The 17,579-nt window shown below is 31.0% G+C and carries 16 protein-coding genes; 5 read left to right on the forward strand and 11 right to left on the reverse strand.

Going from position 1 to position 17,579, the window contains the following annotated elements; translation table 11 throughout:
- Nucleotides 1–108: 108 nt before the first annotated feature.
- The 3 genes from AAFN75_RS17335 to lptB all read left to right on the forward strand — a co-directional run bounded on the left by AAFN75_RS17335 (nucleotide 109) and on the right by lptB (nucleotide 2,766).
- Nucleotides 109–1,026 carry an SIS domain-containing protein gene (locus AAFN75_RS17335; RefSeq protein WP_411809297.1) on the forward strand — a complete coding sequence of 306 codons (918 nt, stop codon included), beginning with the start codon at nucleotides 109–111 and terminating at the stop codon, nucleotides 1,024–1,026.
- Nucleotides 1,026–1,859 (forward strand): twin-arginine translocase subunit TatC, encoded by an 834-nt coding sequence (gene tatC / locus AAFN75_RS17340; protein WP_411807554.1) that lies wholly within the window; start codon nucleotides 1,026–1,028, stop codon nucleotides 1,857–1,859. Before AAFN75_RS17335 ends, tatC begins: the two co-directional genes overlap by 1 nt.
- Nucleotides 1,860–2,025: 166 nt before the next feature.
- Entirely contained in the window at nucleotides 2,026–2,766 is a 741-nt protein-coding gene (gene lptB / locus AAFN75_RS17345) for an LPS export ABC transporter ATP-binding protein (protein WP_411807555.1), read from the forward strand.
- Nucleotides 2,767–2,908: 142 nt separating this feature from the next.
- On the opposite strand, the gene AAFN75_RS17350 is transcribed toward lptB, so the two are convergent.
- Both AAFN75_RS17350 and AAFN75_RS17355 read right to left on the reverse strand, forming a co-directional pair.
- The gene (locus AAFN75_RS17350) at nucleotides 2,909–3,799 is read right to left on the reverse strand and encodes a DUF808 domain-containing protein (RefSeq protein ID WP_411807556.1); all 891 of its coding nucleotides are present in this window, start codon (nucleotides 3,797–3,799) and stop codon (nucleotides 2,909–2,911) included.
- A 16-nt stretch (nucleotides 3,800–3,815) separates the two neighbouring features.
- Nucleotides 3,816–4,562, reverse strand: a complete 747-nt coding sequence (locus AAFN75_RS17355; protein ID WP_411807557.1) for a CDP-alcohol phosphatidyltransferase family protein — start codon at nucleotides 4,560–4,562, stop codon at nucleotides 3,816–3,818.
- 200 nt (nucleotides 4,563–4,762) lie between these two features.
- On the opposite strand from AAFN75_RS17355, the gene AAFN75_RS17360 reads away from it, so the two are divergent.
- Together AAFN75_RS17360 and AAFN75_RS17365 are read left to right on the forward strand one after the other, a co-directional pair.
- Nucleotides 4,763–5,746: a PorV/PorQ family protein gene (locus AAFN75_RS17360; protein WP_411809298.1), complete on the forward strand. Its 984-nt coding sequence runs from the start codon at nucleotides 4,763–4,765 to the stop codon at nucleotides 5,744–5,746.
- Nucleotides 5,746–6,930 (forward strand): DUF4105 domain-containing protein, encoded by a 1,185-nt coding sequence (locus AAFN75_RS17365; RefSeq protein WP_411807558.1) that lies wholly within the window; start codon nucleotides 5,746–5,748, stop codon nucleotides 6,928–6,930. Before AAFN75_RS17360 ends, AAFN75_RS17365 begins: the two co-directional genes overlap by 1 nt.
- 27 nt (nucleotides 6,931–6,957) lie before the next feature.
- Here AAFN75_RS17365 and AAFN75_RS17370 read toward each other — a convergent pair whose 3' ends face one another.
- Genes AAFN75_RS17370 through AAFN75_RS17410 form a run of 9 tightly spaced genes read right to left on the reverse strand, consistent with a single transcriptional unit; the run spans nucleotide 6,958 to nucleotide 17,578 of the window.
- Entirely contained in the window at nucleotides 6,958–8,349 is a 1,392-nt protein-coding gene (locus tag AAFN75_RS17370; RefSeq protein ID WP_411807559.1) for an exopolysaccharide biosynthesis polyprenyl glycosylphosphotransferase, read from the reverse strand.
- A gap of 57 nt (nucleotides 8,350–8,406) precedes the next feature.
- On the reverse strand, nucleotides 8,407–9,420 hold the full coding sequence (locus AAFN75_RS17375; protein ID WP_411807560.1) for a glycosyltransferase family 4 protein: 1,014 nt from the start codon (nucleotides 9,418–9,420) through the stop codon (nucleotides 8,407–8,409).
- A gap of 2 nt (nucleotides 9,421–9,422) precedes the next feature.
- Complete coding sequence (locus AAFN75_RS17380; RefSeq protein ID WP_411807561.1) at nucleotides 9,423–10,796, reverse strand: O-antigen ligase family protein; 1,374 nt, start codon at nucleotides 10,794–10,796, stop codon at nucleotides 9,423–9,425.
- 2 nt (nucleotides 10,797–10,798) lie between these two features.
- Nucleotides 10,799–11,875: a glycosyltransferase gene (locus AAFN75_RS17385; protein ID WP_411807562.1), complete on the reverse strand. Its 1,077-nt coding sequence runs from the start codon at nucleotides 11,873–11,875 to the stop codon at nucleotides 10,799–10,801.
- Complete coding sequence (locus tag AAFN75_RS17390) at nucleotides 11,876–12,997, reverse strand: glycosyltransferase family 4 protein (protein ID WP_411807563.1); 1,122 nt, start codon at nucleotides 12,995–12,997, stop codon at nucleotides 11,876–11,878.
- Nucleotides 12,994–13,989 carry a glycosyltransferase family 2 protein gene (locus AAFN75_RS17395; RefSeq protein ID WP_411807564.1) on the reverse strand — a complete coding sequence of 332 codons (996 nt, stop codon included), beginning with the start codon at nucleotides 13,987–13,989 and terminating at the stop codon, nucleotides 12,994–12,996. The genes AAFN75_RS17390 and AAFN75_RS17395 overlap by 4 nt, the downstream gene beginning before the upstream one ends.
- The gene (locus AAFN75_RS17400) at nucleotides 13,986–15,287 is read right to left on the reverse strand and encodes a hypothetical protein (RefSeq protein WP_411807565.1); all 1,302 of its coding nucleotides are present in this window, start codon (nucleotides 15,285–15,287) and stop codon (nucleotides 13,986–13,988) included. Before AAFN75_RS17400 ends, AAFN75_RS17395 begins: the two co-directional genes overlap by 4 nt.
- Nucleotides 15,287–16,012: a glycosyltransferase family 2 protein gene (locus tag AAFN75_RS17405; RefSeq protein WP_411807566.1), complete on the reverse strand. Its 726-nt coding sequence runs from the start codon at nucleotides 16,010–16,012 to the stop codon at nucleotides 15,287–15,289. Before AAFN75_RS17405 ends, AAFN75_RS17400 begins: the two co-directional genes overlap by 1 nt.
- Nucleotides 16,013–16,042: 30 nt before the next feature.
- A complete protein-coding gene (locus AAFN75_RS17410) occupies nucleotides 16,043–17,578 on the reverse strand; it encodes a glycosyltransferase family 2 protein (RefSeq protein WP_411807567.1) in 1,536 nt (511 codons plus the stop codon).
- Nucleotide 17,579: the final 1 nt, after the last annotated feature.

Raw genomic sequence — 17,579 nt, forward strand, 5'->3', positions numbered from 1 at the left:
AATTTGATTAACATTAAAGATAATAAAATCTTTAAAAATCAACTCAAAAAACTATAAATTTTGAAAGATAAAAATGCTATTATTAAGATTGCTAAGCAAACTATTGAGATGGAAAGTAAGGCCATTTTAAACTTAGCGAGTTTAGTAACAGATGACTTTGCAGAGGCTATACAGCTCATTTACAAATCAAAAGGGCGCGTAATAATAACTGGCATAGGTAAGAGCGCTATAATAGCAAGTAAGATTGTAGCTACGCTAAATTCTACAGGAACACCCGCAATTTTTATGCATGCTGCAGATGCCATTCATGGAGATTTAGGTTTAATTTTAAAAGATGATGTAGTTATTTGCATATCTAAGAGTGGGAATACTCCTGAAATTAAAGTGTTGGTGCCATTAATAAAAAGTGCAAAAAACAAAATGATTGCTATTACAGGCAATCCAGATTCTTTTTTAGGGCAACATGCTAACTATATTTTGAATGCTTATGTTGAAAAAGAAGCGTGCCCAAATAACTTAGCACCCACTACAAGCACCACTGCACAACTTGTAATTGGCGATGCACTTGCAGTTTGTTTATTAGAATTACGCGGATTTTCTAGTAACGATTTTGCCAAATACCACCCTGGTGGCGCATTAGGTAAAAAATTATACCTACGTGTGCAAGATATTAGTTCGGTTAACGAAAAGCCAAAGGTTGCTCCAGACACAAATATTAAAAATGTTATTGTTGAAATAACCGAAAAAATGCTTGGTGTAACTGCAGTTGTTGAAAACGATAAAATTATTGGTATTATTACAGATGGCGATTTACGTAGAATGTTAAGCAGAGTAGATGATTTTTCTGGTTTAACAGCAAAAGATATTATGGGTAATAACCCAAAACGTATACAAGCGGAAGCTATGGCCATTGACGCTTTAGAACTTATGGAAAATAACGATATTTCGCAATTACTAGTTGAAGAAAACGGTAAATATGCAGGCATTGTGCATTTACACGATTTAATTAAAGAAGGTATAATATAATGGCGAAAAAGGATATAAATGAGATGTCTTTTTTAGATCATCTTGAAGATTTACGTTGGCACCTAATAAGAATCTGTTTAGCCGTAATAATTGTAGCTACGCTAGTATTTATTTTTAGCAGATTTGTTTTCGACAATATCATTTTTGCTCCTTTAGATATGGGCTTTCCAACGTATAGCATGTTATGTGACACCGCCAACTTTTTTGGAATGGACACCACATTTTGTGCTAAAGAAATGCCCATGATTTTGCAAAATAGAACCATGGCAGGACAGTTTTCGGCCGATATTTGGACCGCTATTTTAGGCGGTTTTATTATAGCGTTTCCTTATGTTATTTATCAGCTTTGGAAATTTATAAGCCCTGGTTTACATAGCAACGAGCGTAAACATTCGCGCGGATTTATTATAATTTCGTCTCTTTTGTTTTTTATTGGAGTCCTTTTTGGATACTATATTGTTACGCCACTATCACTTAATTTTTTAGCTAATTACAGCATATCTACACGGGTAGATAATCAAATAGATATAAGTTCTTATATTGCTTTAGTGAGGTCTTCTGCCCTAGCTTCTGGCCTAATTTTCGAGCTACCTATTATTATTTATTTTTTAACCAAAATAGGATTGGTAACGCCAGAGATATTAAGAAAATACAGAAAATATGCCTTGGTAATTGTACTTATCTTATCGGCAATTATAACACCTCCAGATATTGCAAGTCAAGTTATAGTAGCCATTCCTATTTTAATATTGTACCAAGTAAGTATTTATATTTCTAAAATTGTAATTAGAAACCAGAAGCGAAAAGAAAAGCAAATGGCTAAAAAACAATAAAACACTTATTATTTTTGAAGATTATTTTAAGCGATTGCGTTTTTATGGAATAGTTTTTAGGGCAGGTTTTAAGTCAGAAATATAAAACCGTTATTAAAGAATTAATCAAGACGTTATAATAGTTGTATATGATTTTACTATTTTTAACGTTCAGTATATAAAAAATATGATTTTAAGAGCCGAAAATTTAATGAAGTCCTACAGCGGACGAAAAGTTGTAAAAGATGTTTCTCTGGAAGTAAACCAAGGAGAAATTGTTGGTCTTTTAGGACCTAATGGTGCTGGTAAAACAACCTCTTTTTACATGATTGTAGGTTTAATAAAACCAAATGGCGGTCATATATTTTTAGATAATACCGAAATTACTAAATACCCAATGTACAAACGTGCACAAAACGGTATTGGTTATTTGGCACAAGAAGCTTCGGTATTTAGAAAATTAAGTATTGAAGATAATATTTTAAGCGTGCTACAGCTTACTAAACTTAGTAAAAAAGAGCAGCTTATGAAAATGGAGTCGCTTATTGATGAATTTAGTTTAGGTCATATTAGAAAAAGCCGTGGCGATTTATTGTCTGGTGGTGAACGCCGTAGAACAGAAATTGCTCGTGCCCTAGCAACCGATCCTAATTTTATTCTTTTAGATGAACCTTTTGCAGGGGTTGACCCTGTTGCTGTGGAAGATATTCAGCGTATTGTAGCACAATTAACTAAAAAGAATATTGGTATCTTAATTACCGATCATAACGTACAGGAAACACTTGCTATTACAGATAGAACATACTTAATGTTTGAAGGTAGTATTCTTAAAGCCGGTGAACCTGAAGAATTAGCAAACGACGAAATGGTTCGTAAGGTGTACTTAGGTCAGAATTTCGAATTACGTAAAAAGAAAATTCGCGAATAGAGGCCCTACAGCTTTTTTAGTTCTTAGAAATTATAGTTTAAGATGTATAGACGTTGAATAGCGATATGCTTTTAACGCAAACTAGCATTTGAAACATTTAATTATGTAATGCGAATACAAAAATGGATACGGACTAAATGTTTTACTTCTTCTTAAAAATCAACTTTTTTATACCCATAAAAATTTTCACAGCAATAAAAGCTCCTAACCCCACTAATAAACCTACTATAAAATCTCTTATAAAACTTGGTATAGTTTCTAAAAAATGATGTAGAAAATCAATATTATGAACAAAAATACCGCCCGCAACAAGTAGTAAAGCTATGGTACCTATTACAGATAAACTGCGTATTACCCAAGGTAAGGTATTAATAAGTAGATTGCCAAACATATAAGAAAAACTCTTTTCGTTATCGTTAAGCTTTACCAATTTTAAACCAAAATCGTCCATTCTAACAATTAATGCAACAATACCGTAAACACCAATAGTTGCAATAATAGCAACAATAGACACGACAATAATTTGAAACAAAATTGGTCGTCCAATAACGGTACCTAAGGCAATAATTACAATTTCAACCGAAAGAATAAAATCTGTAAAAATAGCCGATTTAACCTTTGCTTTTTCAGCAAGCATCATGTCTTCTTCAGATAAGTCAACCTGCTCAACTTCCTTTGTGGAAACCTCATTATGCTTTTCTGGTACAAAAAAGTGAAATATTTTTTCGAAACCTTCAAAAGCCAAATAAATACCTCCTAAAATTAATGCCAAAGTAACACCCCAAGGTGCAAATGCACTTAATAAAAAGGCTATGGGAAGTATAATGAGTTTATTTAAGGCAGAACCTTTAGTAATTGCCCACAACACAGGTAATTCTCTTGAGGCCAAAAACCCAGTGGCTTTTTCTGCATTTACAGCTAAATCATCACCTAAAATACCAGCTGTTTTTTTAGTTGAGATCTTGCTCATCACTACAACGTCATCCATTAACGCTGCTATATCATCAAATAATGCAAAAAATCCTGAAGCCATAGTTGTATTATGTTTTTTATTTAGAAGTTAAATTGTCTAAAACAGACATTAAAATATATAGTATTATAATTACTGGAATAGCTGCAAATTGTAAAACAATTAAAAGTACAGCACATAAAATTATAAAAATGTATCGTGTGGCATTTCCTTTAAAACCATAAGTTTTAAATTTTAAGGCAAATAATTTAATACCCGAATTAAGTAAGTAACAGCTTAAAAAAGTAAGCCCTAACAAAAACCATTTATTAAGAATTATACTATTTATAACATCGCTATTTTGAAACTCGATAATTAATGGTAAAGATATTATTAATAAGGCGTTTGCAGGTGTTGGCAAGCCTTTAAAATAAGTTTGTTGATCTTCGTCTATATTAAACTTAGCTAACCTGTATGCCGATGCAAGTGTAATTAATAGCCCAAGCAATGGTAGTATTGGTAAATTAAAATCTACACCAAAAGAATTTGCTTCCCAACTATTGTCTTGAGTTACACTGGTATCTAGCGTTAATATCAATAACTTATACATAATAACTCCAGGAACCAAACCACTGGTTACCATATCGGCTAGCGAATCTAACTGCAAGCCTAATTCACTTTGTACATTTAACTTTCGAGCTGCAAAACCATCAAAGAAATCGAAAAACACACCAAGAAACACAAAAATAGAAGCGGCTACAAAATTGCTATTAATAGCTAAAATTACTGCTATACAACCACACAATAAATTTAATAAGGTAAGTGCATTTGGTATTTGTTTTTTCATGTTTAGCTGTTTTAAGATTGTAAAAATAGCAAACAATTTCCGTCTAAAACAATATCTATTACAAATTGAAGTTTTAAAGATTATAAATTATGTGCATCTTTGTAAAAAAATTACGATTGAGACTTTACATCACCACTCTATTTTGTGTCTTAACTTCTACCCTATTTAGTCAAACTGTTAGAAAATATTCTAATGAGTTTATGAATATTGGAGTTGATGCTGCGGCTTTGGGTATGAGCAGCGCGGTTACATCACACACAGGCGATGTCAATTCGGGGTATTGGAATCCTGCAGGCCTTTTAAAGCTGGAGGACAATCAACTATCCTTAATGCACTCAAGCTACTTTGCTAACATAGCCAATTACGATTATGCGGCTTTTGCTATGCCTTTAGATGATAATAGTGCCGTTGGAATTTCATTAATTCGTTTCGCGGTCGATGATATTTTAAATACCACACAGCTTATTGATGCCGATGGAAATATAAATTATGATCGTATAAGTTTATTTTCTACTGCCGATTATGGTTTAACCTTCTCCTACGCTAGAGCCTTACCTCTTAAAGGGCTTAATTATGGTGTAAATGCTAAGGTAATTAGAAGAATTATTGGAGATTTTGCCTCTTCATGGGGATTTGGTTTAGATGCTGGTATCCAGTTTGAAACCGATAACGGTTGGGAATTTGGTGTTATGGCTAGAGACATAACAACGACTTTTAATGCTTGGGCCATTGATGAAGAAGAGTTTGCAACTATTAGCGATGCAGTTGAAGGACAAAACCAAGAATTACCAGAAAGTACCGAAATAACTATTCCTAAGCTTCAAATTGGAATTTCTAAGCTAGTAGATTTTAATTATGATTACACCCTTTTAACATCGGTAAACTTAAATGTTAGGTTTGAAGAAAATAACGATCTTATTTCTACGTCATTTGCTAGTATTAATCCGGCGTTAGGTTTTGAATTTGGGTATATAGACATGGTTTATTTACGTGGCGGATTAGGTAATTTTCAAAATGAAGAACAATTTGGAAATGAAGAATTAACCTTTCAACCTAGTTTTGGTTTAGGTTTTAAATATAACGGCATTCAAATTGATTATGCTTTTACCGATATTGGCGACCAAAGTGGAGCCTTATATTCCAATGTTTTTTCTTTAAAATTTGATTTTAGTATCTTTAGATAATGAAGTTATTTATCCCAAAAAACATTCTCCTTATTTGCATATTTTTAAGCGTTAAAGTAGCTTTTTCGCAACAAAATGTATTATCAAATCAGGCAGAAATTAGCGTATTAACGGTTGGCCCTGGAAATTCACTAAACGATGCTTTTGGGCATAGTGGTTTTAGAATAAAAGATTTAAACAACAGATTAGATGTTGTTTATGGCTATGGTGAATATGACTTTGATGCACCCAATTTTTATTTAAAATTTGCACAAGGACAGCTTAACTACTTAATTAGTAAAACAGATTTTACTAGGTTTTATCAAATTTACAGCTACCATAATAGAAGTGTTAAAGAGCAAGTTTTAAACTTGACTCAAGCTGAGAAACAAAAGCTGTATGATTATTTAATAAATAATTATAAAATTGAAAACAGGCGCTACTTATACGAGTTCTTCTATGATAATTGTGCCACTAAAATTAAAGATGTAACAAATATAGCCACAAATAACCGTATTACTTTTAGCCCTCCAAACGATTTTGAAGACGCCACCTTTAGAACCTTAATTTATAGCCATGTAAACAAAAACTCTTGGGGTAGTTTTGGTATAGATTTAGCCTTAGGCTCTGTTATTGACAGAAAAGCTAGAACCGAAGACCATATGTTTTTACCAAAAAACATTTATAAATTCTTTGAGAAGGCTACCGTAGGAATCGAGAAAAAACCACTTATTAAACAAAGTACGGTACTATATGCCGCCAAAGAAAACATACAAGCAAGCACATTTTTTACAAGTCCGTTGTTTATTTTAGGACTCGTTGCTATGTTTATACTCTATATCACGTATAAGGATGTTAAAAACAATAAACGTTCTGTATGGTTAGATGTTAGCCTTTTTACACTAACAGGCTTAATAGGTGTCTTAATTTTGCTGCTATGGTTTGCTACCGACCATACAGGAACACATCAAAATTATAACCTATTATGGGCATTTGTTTTAAATCTTCTGGTTGTAGGTCAGTTTTTTAAAGCACAACCTAAGGATTGGTTTGTAAAGTACATTAAACTTCTTATAATTTTACTTTGCCTATTAACACTACATTGGATAATTGGTGTTCAAGTATTTGCTATTGGCCTAATGCCATTACTTATAGCTTTATTTGTTAGGTATGTTTACTTAGTTAAACATTTTACTAAGTTTTAGAAATAAACTTAAGGACTATAAACTGCTTTATTGCCCTCTAAAGAATATCATGGTGCTCATAGTTTTAATCATAATATTCATATCTATAAAAAAACCTCTGTGCTTAATATAATACAAATCATATTGCAGTTTAAGTAGACTATCATCAATAGATGCACCATATCTTGTTTTTACTTGTGCCCAACCGGTTAATCCCGGCTTTACAATATGTCGGGTTTCATAAAAAGGTAGCATCTGCGCTAATTCTTTTACAAAAAACGGACGCTCAGGTCTAGGACCAATCAAACTCATTTCTCCATTTAAAATATTTATAAATTGAGGAAATTCATCTAATCTAGAATGTCTCATAAATTTGCCAAAAGGTGTTATTCTAGAATCTCCTTTTTTCGCCCATACAGCACCAGATTTTTCAGCATTTTTTATCATGGTACGAAACTTAATAATTTTAAAGACTTTTCCATTTTTACCTATTCTATCTTGCGAATAAAAAAGAGGACCTCTATTACCTAAAATGTTTCCAATAAAAACAATTGGTAAAACTGCAATACCAATTATGATTCCAATAGAAGCAATTAAAACGTCGAAAAGACGATGAAAAAAGAGGTATAATTTATTTTGATTGCTTCTACTAAAAGGAAAGTATTTATAAAAATCTTTCCCTACAAACTGCACAGGCACACGGTGCGTCATATCTTCATATACTTGAGTATACTCGTTTATAGGAAAACCTTCTTCTAATAATTTAATTAATGTATAATATACCTCGGAAGTAATATTCTCCGAATTATAACTAGCTACAACAATCTCCGATATTTTTTCTTGATTGATAACTTCCCTTATTTGACTAGGTAGATACTCTTTAATTCCTTTAAATCTAATCGTTTCCAGAGTATTCACTTCGCAGTTTACAAATCCAATAATTTTATAATTAGGATCTGCACCTTTAAAGGCTTCTATAATAGTTTCTATATTAGACGTTTCGCCAATAATTAAAACCTTTTTATAAAACCGAGGTGTCCCTATAAAAGTAACATAGCATATTCGCCAAATAAACAAAGCACTTAGAATAGAGAAATAAAAGAATAATATTTGTAGCCTATTATCTGGTAATAATGGTGTGAAAAATGGCGTTAAAAGATAAAACAAAACAGTAATGGAGGACGTTAACACAATTCCTGCAGCTATACTATCAATTTTGCTAGACTTTTGTAAATCGTATATTTCAAAAATGGTTCCAAAAATGGAGATATACAAAACAAGAATAACACCCCAAGCCCATTTTTCGGTAGTTAGTATGAAATAATCAAAATCAAAAGTATTTCCAACTAAATAAAGCGCAAAAAGTATAAAAACTATATCGAAAACCCGTAAAAGAATTTTTCGTTCAGATATGTTAAAATGAATACTGCTTTTAGACATTTGAGAGGGATATTTAACGGGCCTAAATATAAGAAGTATAATTTTATTACAACTTAATTATTTTAATACTTTGAGCCATTGCTTTTCAATACAATTCCAATCCATTTTTTCTGCTAACAATCGAGCTTCTCGTGTAAGTTGATCTGTTTTAAATGGGTGCTTAATAAGCTCTTGTATAGCTTCTGCAAATAACCCTGCAGAATTAGGAGAAACTAGCAAACCATTTTTATTGTTCTCAATTAAATAAGGCATTCCCCCAACATTTGTAGATACTATGGGAAGCCCCAATGCCATAGCCTCAATGACACTTACCGGCATATTATCAAAATTAGTAGTGTTTATAAAAATGTTATAATCTTCTGAAAGTTTAATCCATTCTGGCTTAGATAATTTACCTGTAAAACGCACTACTACCTGCATTTTATTAGCATAATCTTGCACTTTTTTTAAACTACCATCGCTATCCGGACCTACCATACATAGACTAGCTATTATACCTCTCTCTTTTAAGTCTCTTAAAATATCTATAGCTAATGTGGGATTATAAATTTTTGAGAACGACCGTACCCAAAGTAAATTAACCTGGGAAAAAGTTCTTGGTTTAAACTTATAATTATCAAGCTCGATAGAATTTGAAATATTTATAATATTTTTAAAACCTTCAGATTCAAACTTAGACTTTATATATAAAGATGGTGCTATGTTTACATGTGCATTATTAAATATAGCTTTTGACAACTTTGGAGACTTTTTAATTCTTTCTGGGAGGTTTCCTCCTCGCAGCATAGGAATATATTTTAATTTAAGTATTGTACATAAGCCGCCAACGAAATAGGCATAATAGAAGTTTAAGGTACTATATGTATCAATTAACACATAATCTACCTCATTTTTATGTTTGAAACACATCCACAACATATCTAGTAACCTAAAAACAATATTGTTTTTACTAGAGGCTGTGTATATTTTAAAGCCCGAGTTTTCAAATAGAGGAACAAGCAGATCTATAGACGATAAGTTAGCATCTTTGCTAACACCAGATTTATTTCCAATATAAATTAAAGTTTTCAATGCTATATTGATGTTAATTGTTTTTTCTCTTTTAATTTATTACTTTTTACACGATTGGTTTTGTACTGAATATCTAATAAGCACAACCCATAAATAAAAGCTGGAGCAGCAATCCGCATTGATGAGTGATTTATAGTTAAAAACCAAAATAAAAAACACGAATAGAAAAAAATATTGGATCGATTTTTTAAACGAAAAAACAAAGGCGTTAGCAATAAAATTGAAAATGCTATAACACCAAACAAACCGTGTTCTGACAAAATACGACTCATCTCATTATGAGTGGCTACTCTAAGTCCTGTTTCTATTTCTCTTAACTCCTTTATTTTACCTACACCTACTCCTAAAATTGGATTTTTAAAAAATTCTTCTAACTCAAAAGAAATCAAATCACTTCTTCCGGTAGAAACATCTGCCTTTTCTCGCCCTAATGCATCTCTATTTGTATATCTATTTTCAATTAAACCACTAGTTTGAATAGACGAGAACAACCAAATAAGCACACCTAAACTAGCAAAAATAACAAGTAGTCTACTAATTCTAAATTTTGCTTTTTTATTGACCTTATTAAAATAGATAAAAACAAATGCCATAATCATGAATAGACCTGTTAATACCCCTCCTCTACTAAATGTTACAATGCCTCTAAAACTTACAGCGGCCAACAAAAAACCATTAATTACCTTAAGAAATAATGTTGGGGATAGCATAAAGAAACGAACTGTTAAAACGAACATGCCTAATCCTAAAATGGTAGACACTTGGTTTGGACCAAAACCTCCAGAAGCAACAAAATTAGAGCCTGTACCTGTAAGAGTTTCTCCAATATTTGGCGTATAGATAAATAAGTAAGAGGTTATGGATATTATTGGTAAAAGCATATAAAACAACACCTTTTGCACAGCTTGCAAGCTAAATTTAAGTTTATAACAAAATATTGAAACTATGCCTAAACATACTGGTCCACTTAAATTAAATGCTATGGCTGTTCTAATATTTGTTTCTTCGGTAGCATTTAAACCCGCTACCAAAACACCTGGAATTAGCAAAAAAACATAAATAATAAAAGGCATGGACTCTTTATTAGTCCTTATTGTAAATATGCCTATTAACATATAAAATATAACCACATATTTTGAAGTCTCGTATAACAAACTCCCCCCTGTCATCCTTAAAAACACCTCTGCTCCAACTACATAGCCACAGGCCACTAAAATTTTTAATGCTTTTTGAGATGGCTTTGCTCTAACTATTTGATTAGTAAAATAAACAATAACCGCAATTAAATATAACTTCGATAAAAACCTTAAGCCATAAACACCAATACCTAATAGAACATGAAAAAAAATGGGTTTTATGTAATTAATGCTTTTCAATTTTATTTAAAACAAATCTTATAATGATTTATAATAGTTTCAATTTGAGCAATTTGAGAATAATTTTCTTCTATATGCCTATTAAAACGCTCCGCAAATGTAGATATATCATCTGGATTTTCAATACAATAAATTAATGCCTTAGCCATTTCTTTAGGCGAATTGGGCTCCACTAATAATCCATTATAATTATGTGAAATCACAGTTTCACACTGGCCTACCTTAGTTGACACTACAGGTAACTTAGCAAATCCATATTCTAAAAGCGCCAAAGGTAAACCTTCGGACTTTGAAGATAAAACTCCTATATCCGCCTGTTTTAAAATATTATAAACATCAGGTTTACTACCATATAAATATACCGCATTAGCTAATTCAAACTTCTCTATACTACTTTTAACTTTTTCAGCATACCGATCTTTAAAATCTTTTCCAATGCAATGTAATGTCCACTCTGGGTAATATTTTAAAACTTCTTTAAAGGCTAAAAACAGTGTAATATGATCCTTTTGTTCTCTTAAATTTGCTAAACACATTAAACGCTTACCTGAAATGCCTTTTAATTTGGTATCTCCTTCTAATTTATTAATTGTAGCAAAATTTGGCAAATAGGATACACTTTTAAATTTCAGCTTATTCTCCGCCCATGTTTTTAAGATTTTATTTACACTAAAAATGTGAGTGAAGTATTTTGAGCATCCTTTTAAAACTTTAAATTTTCTGTTTTCTAAGAACTCACTATCTCCGTAATGATCATGCCAAACAATAATAACATTGGGGTTAGTTAATCTAACCATAGTTGCTAAAAAGAAAGACGTGCTGTGCGCGTGAATAATCTTGATATTTTGCTTTTTAATAAATGATATTAATCGTTTTATGGCTTTAAAATCGATGGTTTTCTTTTTATTTAAAAAAAAATAACCAACTTCGGGTAAAAGGCTTTCCTTTAAAAACCCTTCTTTACGCGTTGCGCACAAAAATGAAGCTTCAATATTTGAAGATAACCCGTTGGCTATATTAACTGCTAAACGCTCTGCTCCACCAGCTTCTAAGGAATCTATTAATTGTAATACCCGCATTTATGGTTTTAATAATTTGGTTATTTCTTTTTCAAAGAGATCTAAAGTATAACTCCTAGACCATTCACTAGCTTTTTTTGACATAGATTTTAAATCTTCCTCATTCTTTAAAAATTTTATTATCGTTTTTACAGAAGCAACTCTATCGGGCTCTATCAAAACACCTCTGTTTCCATAATCGAGCATAAATGGTAGGCATGAAATAGAAGTAGCTATAGGGATAGCGCCAAAAAACATGGCTTCTGCAACAGCTTTGGGCCAACCTTCAGACTTAGATGGTAAAATTAAAAAATGTGCTTGTTTCAAAGCATTTTTAACTTCCGTTTCTTGCTTATTCCCTCGCAATATGACATTAGATTCTAAATTATTGTTTATAATATATTGCTGTAAATCCGATTTTAGTTTACCTTCTCCGTAAATATCAAAAGTAATATTTATCCCTTGGCTAATTAAGGTCTCTACAATTTTAATAGCTAATAATGGCCGTTTACCTTTAACTAAACTGCCCAAAAAAACAAAATTTAACCCTTTTGAATAATCTCTAATTTGAAGTAAATCCTTTTCATTATTTGTATATGTGGCGGTAAAAAATGATTTTATATTTTTAGTTTGGTTTTCCCATTTACCGTAAACCAAAACAGTCATATTTTTTGTGAGATATGTATTTGACAGTAACCATTTTTGAAGCTTATAACTTTTGGGCTGATTCTTTGCTTCTGGACTCCAATTACCCGCATATTTAGCCGTTTTTATTTTCTTAGGAAAAAACACTTGTACTAAACAACCAAGTAAACCAATATTGCCTGGGCATCTTAAATGAATATGATCCGCATTAAGGCATGCCTTAAAAATTGAAAAAACAAGTATTGGAAGTTTAAAAATAGAAAGTAAAACACCATAAAAAGAAGTGAAAGCAATTTGTGGTATTTTTCTAAAATCGATATTATTATGTTGGTAGGCACTATCTATTTCCGTTTTTGCAGTTATTACTAATGGAGCCACTACGGTAACTTTACTAACATGTTTAAGCCATATGTTCATTTCTCGCACATAAGGAGAATAAGCAAAAAACTCATGATTTTGCTTAACATGTTTAACATGAGTAATAATTACAAAATTCATGATCTTAATTTAGGCGAATTAAACAGTAAAGATAACCATCCTACCACTCTTCCCAAAGTTTCAGTAAACGCTTCTTTCTTTTGTTTTGTGGTAACTATGTTGGTAAAACGCACGGTTGTTAATAACAAAACTGTTAAGTTCCATTTAACTCTAGATTTAAAACTTGGATTAGCATATTTAACTCGCCATACATACCAGCCGTTTCTTACTACCATTTTACCATATTTATATTTGTTTGGCCGTCCTGAATTATCGTGAAAATGCGATAGTTGAGCACTTGTGTTAACATATAAGTTACCCCTTTTAGCTAGTCGTAAGGAAAAATCTGTGTCTTCATAAAGTCCGTACCCCTCAAAATAGGTCGAAAATGTTAAGGCTTTAAAAATATCTTTCTTATAACTGGCAACACCACCCATTATTTGTTCAACCTTGTATGTTTTACCCGAAGGCGGTAAAAACCCAACCGATCTACCATGGGCAAACGTTGGCAAAAAAGCTGGTGGCGTATCTGGTGCTAAACCGAACTTTCGTCTTAATTTAAACCTAGATGGCTCACTGCGCAGCCAACCATCAAAATAAAATTTGTTAATGTTTTTTGTTTCCTTTCCTTGCTTCCAGTCAACTTCATTTATAATATAACCACCAACAGCCAAGGCATCTGGATAATTTCTATAGGTTTCTATTAAATTTTTAAAGTAGTAGGGCGTTAAAACGATATCATCATCTAAAAAACAAATAATGTCTGAAGACTGGGCTACTAAATTTATACCATAATTACGCTGTTTTGTTAGACCTCTCTCTGTAGCCTTTACTTTATGATATTTTAGATTTTCAAAATAATTTTGCTTTAATACTTGTTTTGTTTTATCATTGGTAGAGCCATCAATTATTATAATTTCATTAGGATAACATGTTTGTTCCTTTACAGATTGAAGTAATTGCAATAAAGCTTCATCCCGCATATAAGTACAAATTATCAAAGAAAAATTCATGATATAACCTTTGAGTTTTTGTTAAATTTCTCTATCCAATTAAATAATAAGTCTATATTAATATATAAAAAACTAAATAATAGGGCTAAACTATAAATAGCATTAAACCGTAAACCAGTATAAATATATGTAGACATAATTATTTGTCCTATTAGTATTGAAAAAACCACAAAATAAATTTTATCCTTTTCTGATGTAATATTTGGTTTTCTGCGTTTAAAAACCCAGAATAGACACTGTAAGAACAAAACAAGGTATAATATTCTAAAAACAATAGCTAAAGACTCTAACATACCTCCTTTAGGTTTTTCTGGAAACGGATTAAAATTAGACTTTAACTTAACAAAAACAGTTAGAAAAAAATCTTTAAAATTTAAATTTTTAATATAATTAACTGTGCCTTCTTTGTATAGCTTTCCTAATTTTAAAGTTGAATTTCGTTCTTTATCCTCTATGTTTTTTACATATTTCAAGTTCAAAGCTTCATCAGCCAAATCACCATCGACATTAGTGTATTTAGCTATTACATCTTCATTCCAACCTTTAGAAAACGTTGCTCCTTGCGATGCCGTTAAATAAAACCCTTGGTGAAACGTTTGTTGATTTCTGAGTGGCCACAAAATCATTAATCCAACAACTAATATACCATGAGTTACAATTCTTATTAGGTGTTTTCCCACACTAGTTAAACCGTATATAATTAATAGTGTTAATACAAAAAAAACAGAAACAGGGTGACAAAGAATTGTTATTACAGATAAAAAAGGAATAAGCACACTATACTTTTTTGATTCATTAAACAACACAAATGACAGTGTTAATAAAAGTATTAAAACTGCTGTTAAACTCTCAGATAAAAATGTTGTAGAATATTTTAAATAGTATGGTTCTATAAAAAGTATTAAAAAGAATAATGAATGAACAGGCTTAATATTTTTAAGTGATTTTATTAATGAGAAAATTAAAATTAATAAAACTAATTCTAAAAGTGATTTTAATATAATTAAGCCAAATGGGTTGTTAGTTATATAGAAACCTATGGATAAAACATAAGGCCAAAGTGGTGGTCTCCATGTAGCACTCTCAGTAGGAATTATCGAATTATTATCCGAAAAAACTTTAAACAAATTAATGTTTTCTGCAATTTTTAAATAATGAGAAGCATCACCATTTTTATAAGCTTTTTCTATTGTGTATAATTTATTTTTGTAAGATGAAACAACGAAGTAAATTTTAGGTAACAAAACACATAAAAAAGCAATAGCTATAAAACTAGGTTTACTTATATATTTTATCATTATTTAAAAAATCTATATTTTAAAATACAGTATATGGCTCTAAAACCATCTTTCCAGCCAATTTTCTTTCCTTCTTCAAAAGTTCTACCATAATAACTTATACCAACCTCGTATATTCTTATTTTTGATATTTTAGATATTTTCGCAGTTACTTCAGGTTCAAAACCAAATCTATTTTCTTTCAAATCTAAAGACTTTAGTATATCTGCTCTAAACATTTTATAACAGGTTTCCATATCTGTTAAATTTAAATTAGTCATCATATTACTAAAAAATGTTAAAAACTTATTACCTATACTATGCCAAAAAAACAAAATTCTGTGTGGGTTGCTCCCCATAAATCGACTACCATATACTACATCTGCATATCCATTTAGTATAGGTTTTAAAAGTACATTGTATTCCATTGGATCATATTCTAAATCTGCGTCTTGAATAACTATAATGTCGCCAGTAGCTTTATCTATTCCTGTATGTAACGCTGCACCTTTACCTTTGTTTTTTTTATGTTCGAAAAGCTTAATATTTAAGTCGCTATTTGCTTTGATATATTTTTTTATAACTTCTGAAGTTTCATCGGTACTATAATCGTTTACAATTACAAGCTCCTTGTCCATATTTCCTAATAATTCAACCTCTTTAATTTTATTCAAAATTTGATGAATAGTAAAAGCTTCATTATAAGCTGGTATTATTATAGATAATTTTTTGTAAATATTATTCATTTATATTTTTTTTATGAGTAAAATAGTGGTCTAACTAAACTGGTCACCTTTGTTAATTAATTGCTTAGCATACATTAACGATTTATTAAACTGTAAATATTTATATGGGAATTTTAAGAATCGTAAAACACCCCCTTTTTTTCCTCTTTTAAAAAGGTATATAAAAAAATGTTTCCAACGCCATTCTTTAATTTGCCAAGGTGTAAAATGCTTTAAGAATTTATAAGTTACTGTTGGACTTGGCACTGGACGAATATACTTTACTGGGTTCCCCAATTCCCAGGGCTGAGATTTGCGTTTTTTTCCTAAAATACGCGATTGATTACCCCAAAAACGATACCCTCCAACAGGAGGTTTTAAATGTAAATTAGGTGAAAAAGGATTATTTATTAAAACCTCACCTAATTTTAAAATTCTTAATCCAAAATCGGCGTCTTCACCATAACCACCATCAAAATTAACATCATTACCTACTAACTTTTCAACCACAGTTCTTTTAACACACGAATTTGCATTACTAAATAAATGAGCTACACCAACTTTAAATCTACTGTGGTTTAATTTTGATAGCTTTTCCTTTAAATCATTTAGGTTTTGGCTTGTATGATCTGCCATTATATCCAACCCGTTACATGCATTAGCATTATAAGTTTGTAAAACTTTAATCGTGTTTTCTACAAAGTCGGGCAATATCCGTATATCATCATCAGCAAAAATTATATAATCGCTTGTGCACATATTTATAGCTTCGTTTCTTGCTCGACAACTCCCTTTTGTTGTTTGCCATTTTACTTTAACATCAAATTTAAAATTTTCTGAATTATAATATTTAGGATCTCGTTCTTCTTCTGGAGTAGCGTCTACAATAACAGCTTCTTTAATTAAATAAGTTTGTGAGTTATGGTCTTTTAATAACAACTCGGTATATTCCTGACGCTTCATGGTTGGGATAACCAAACTTACTGTTGGTTGTCCACTTATAGGTTTAAGTATTTTATTTTTAAGAATTTTGTTTTCTTTTTTTACAACATTTTTAGATGCTTTTTTTAAAGCCTTATATTCTGAAATAAAGCGAAATCCATTTCGAAATAGCATATAATAACTATGGTGCTTTTTAAAGTTTTTTAGGAAAAACAAATATCTATCTTCTTTTGAAACGATGACTTTATTTAATACTTTTGGAAATAAACCTTTAACGTAAAGTGGTACACCGCCTGAATTTTTTATTAAATTAAATCCAAAATCTAATCCACTTATAACGGTTTCTGAATACTGATAATCAAAACCACCCATAGTTTCCCAAACCAAAGCTCTTACAACAAAGCTTTCGGTATTTAGTCGCCAGCTCACACAATGATCTAGATTATCAAAATCATTTATAAACCACCAATATACCGCAGATTGATATACTAACTCTTGAAAACAATTTTTAAAACCTTGATCTAAACTACTATGCCATAAATCGCCTGCTCCTTTTGAGAGGGCTTCTAACATGTCTAGTTTTGGTTCTCCATTATATAGAAGAACCTCTCCAGTTTGTGTTATATATTTTTTAAGCTCAATCATT

Origin of the sequence: Algibacter sp. AS12 (assembly GCF_046736315.1) — a bacterium.
In the GTDB taxonomy this organism is placed as follows: domain Bacteria; phylum Bacteroidota; class Bacteroidia; order Flavobacteriales; family Flavobacteriaceae; genus Algibacter_B; species Algibacter_B amylolyticus.

Excerpts from the sequence above, each read along its gene's own strand:
- AAFN75_RS17335 (WP_411809297.1), top strand. The coding sequence starts at position 109 with ATGGAAAGTAAGGCCATTTTAAACTTAGCGAGTTTAGTAACAGATGAC.
- tatC (WP_411807554.1), top strand. The coding sequence starts at position 1,026 with ATGGCGAAAAAGGATATAAATGAGATGTCTTTTTTAGATCATCTTGAA.
- lptB (WP_411807555.1), top strand. The coding sequence starts at position 2,026 with ATGATTTTAAGAGCCGAAAATTTAATGAAGTCCTACAGCGGACGAAAA.
- AAFN75_RS17350 (WP_411807556.1), bottom strand. The coding sequence starts at position 3,799 with ATGGCTTCAGGATTTTTTGCATTATTTGATGATATAGCAGCGTTAATG.
- AAFN75_RS17355 (WP_411807557.1), bottom strand. The coding sequence starts at position 4,562 with ATGAAAAAACAAATACCAAATGCACTTACCTTATTAAATTTATTGTGT.
- AAFN75_RS17360 (WP_411809298.1), top strand. The coding sequence starts at position 4,763 with ATGAATATTGGAGTTGATGCTGCGGCTTTGGGTATGAGCAGCGCGGTT.
- AAFN75_RS17365 (WP_411807558.1), top strand. The coding sequence starts at position 5,746 with ATGAAGTTATTTATCCCAAAAAACATTCTCCTTATTTGCATATTTTTA.
- AAFN75_RS17370 (WP_411807559.1), bottom strand. The coding sequence starts at position 8,349 with ATGTCTAAAAGCAGTATTCATTTTAACATATCTGAACGAAAAATTCTT.
- AAFN75_RS17385 (WP_411807562.1), bottom strand. The coding sequence starts at position 11,875 with ATGCGGGTATTACAATTAATAGATTCCTTAGAAGCTGGTGGAGCAGAG.
- AAFN75_RS17390 (WP_411807563.1), bottom strand. The coding sequence starts at position 12,997 with ATGAATTTTGTAATTATTACTCATGTTAAACATGTTAAGCAAAATCAT.
- AAFN75_RS17395 (WP_411807564.1), bottom strand. The coding sequence starts at position 13,989 with ATGAATTTTTCTTTGATAATTTGTACTTATATGCGGGATGAAGCTTTA.
- AAFN75_RS17400 (WP_411807565.1), bottom strand. The coding sequence starts at position 15,287 with ATGATAAAATATATAAGTAAACCTAGTTTTATAGCTATTGCTTTTTTA.
- AAFN75_RS17405 (WP_411807566.1), bottom strand. The coding sequence starts at position 16,012 with ATGAATAATATTTACAAAAAATTATCTATAATAATACCAGCTTATAAT.
- AAFN75_RS17410 (WP_411807567.1), bottom strand. The coding sequence starts at position 17,578 with ATGATTGAGCTTAAAAAATATATAACACAAACTGGAGAGGTTCTTCTA.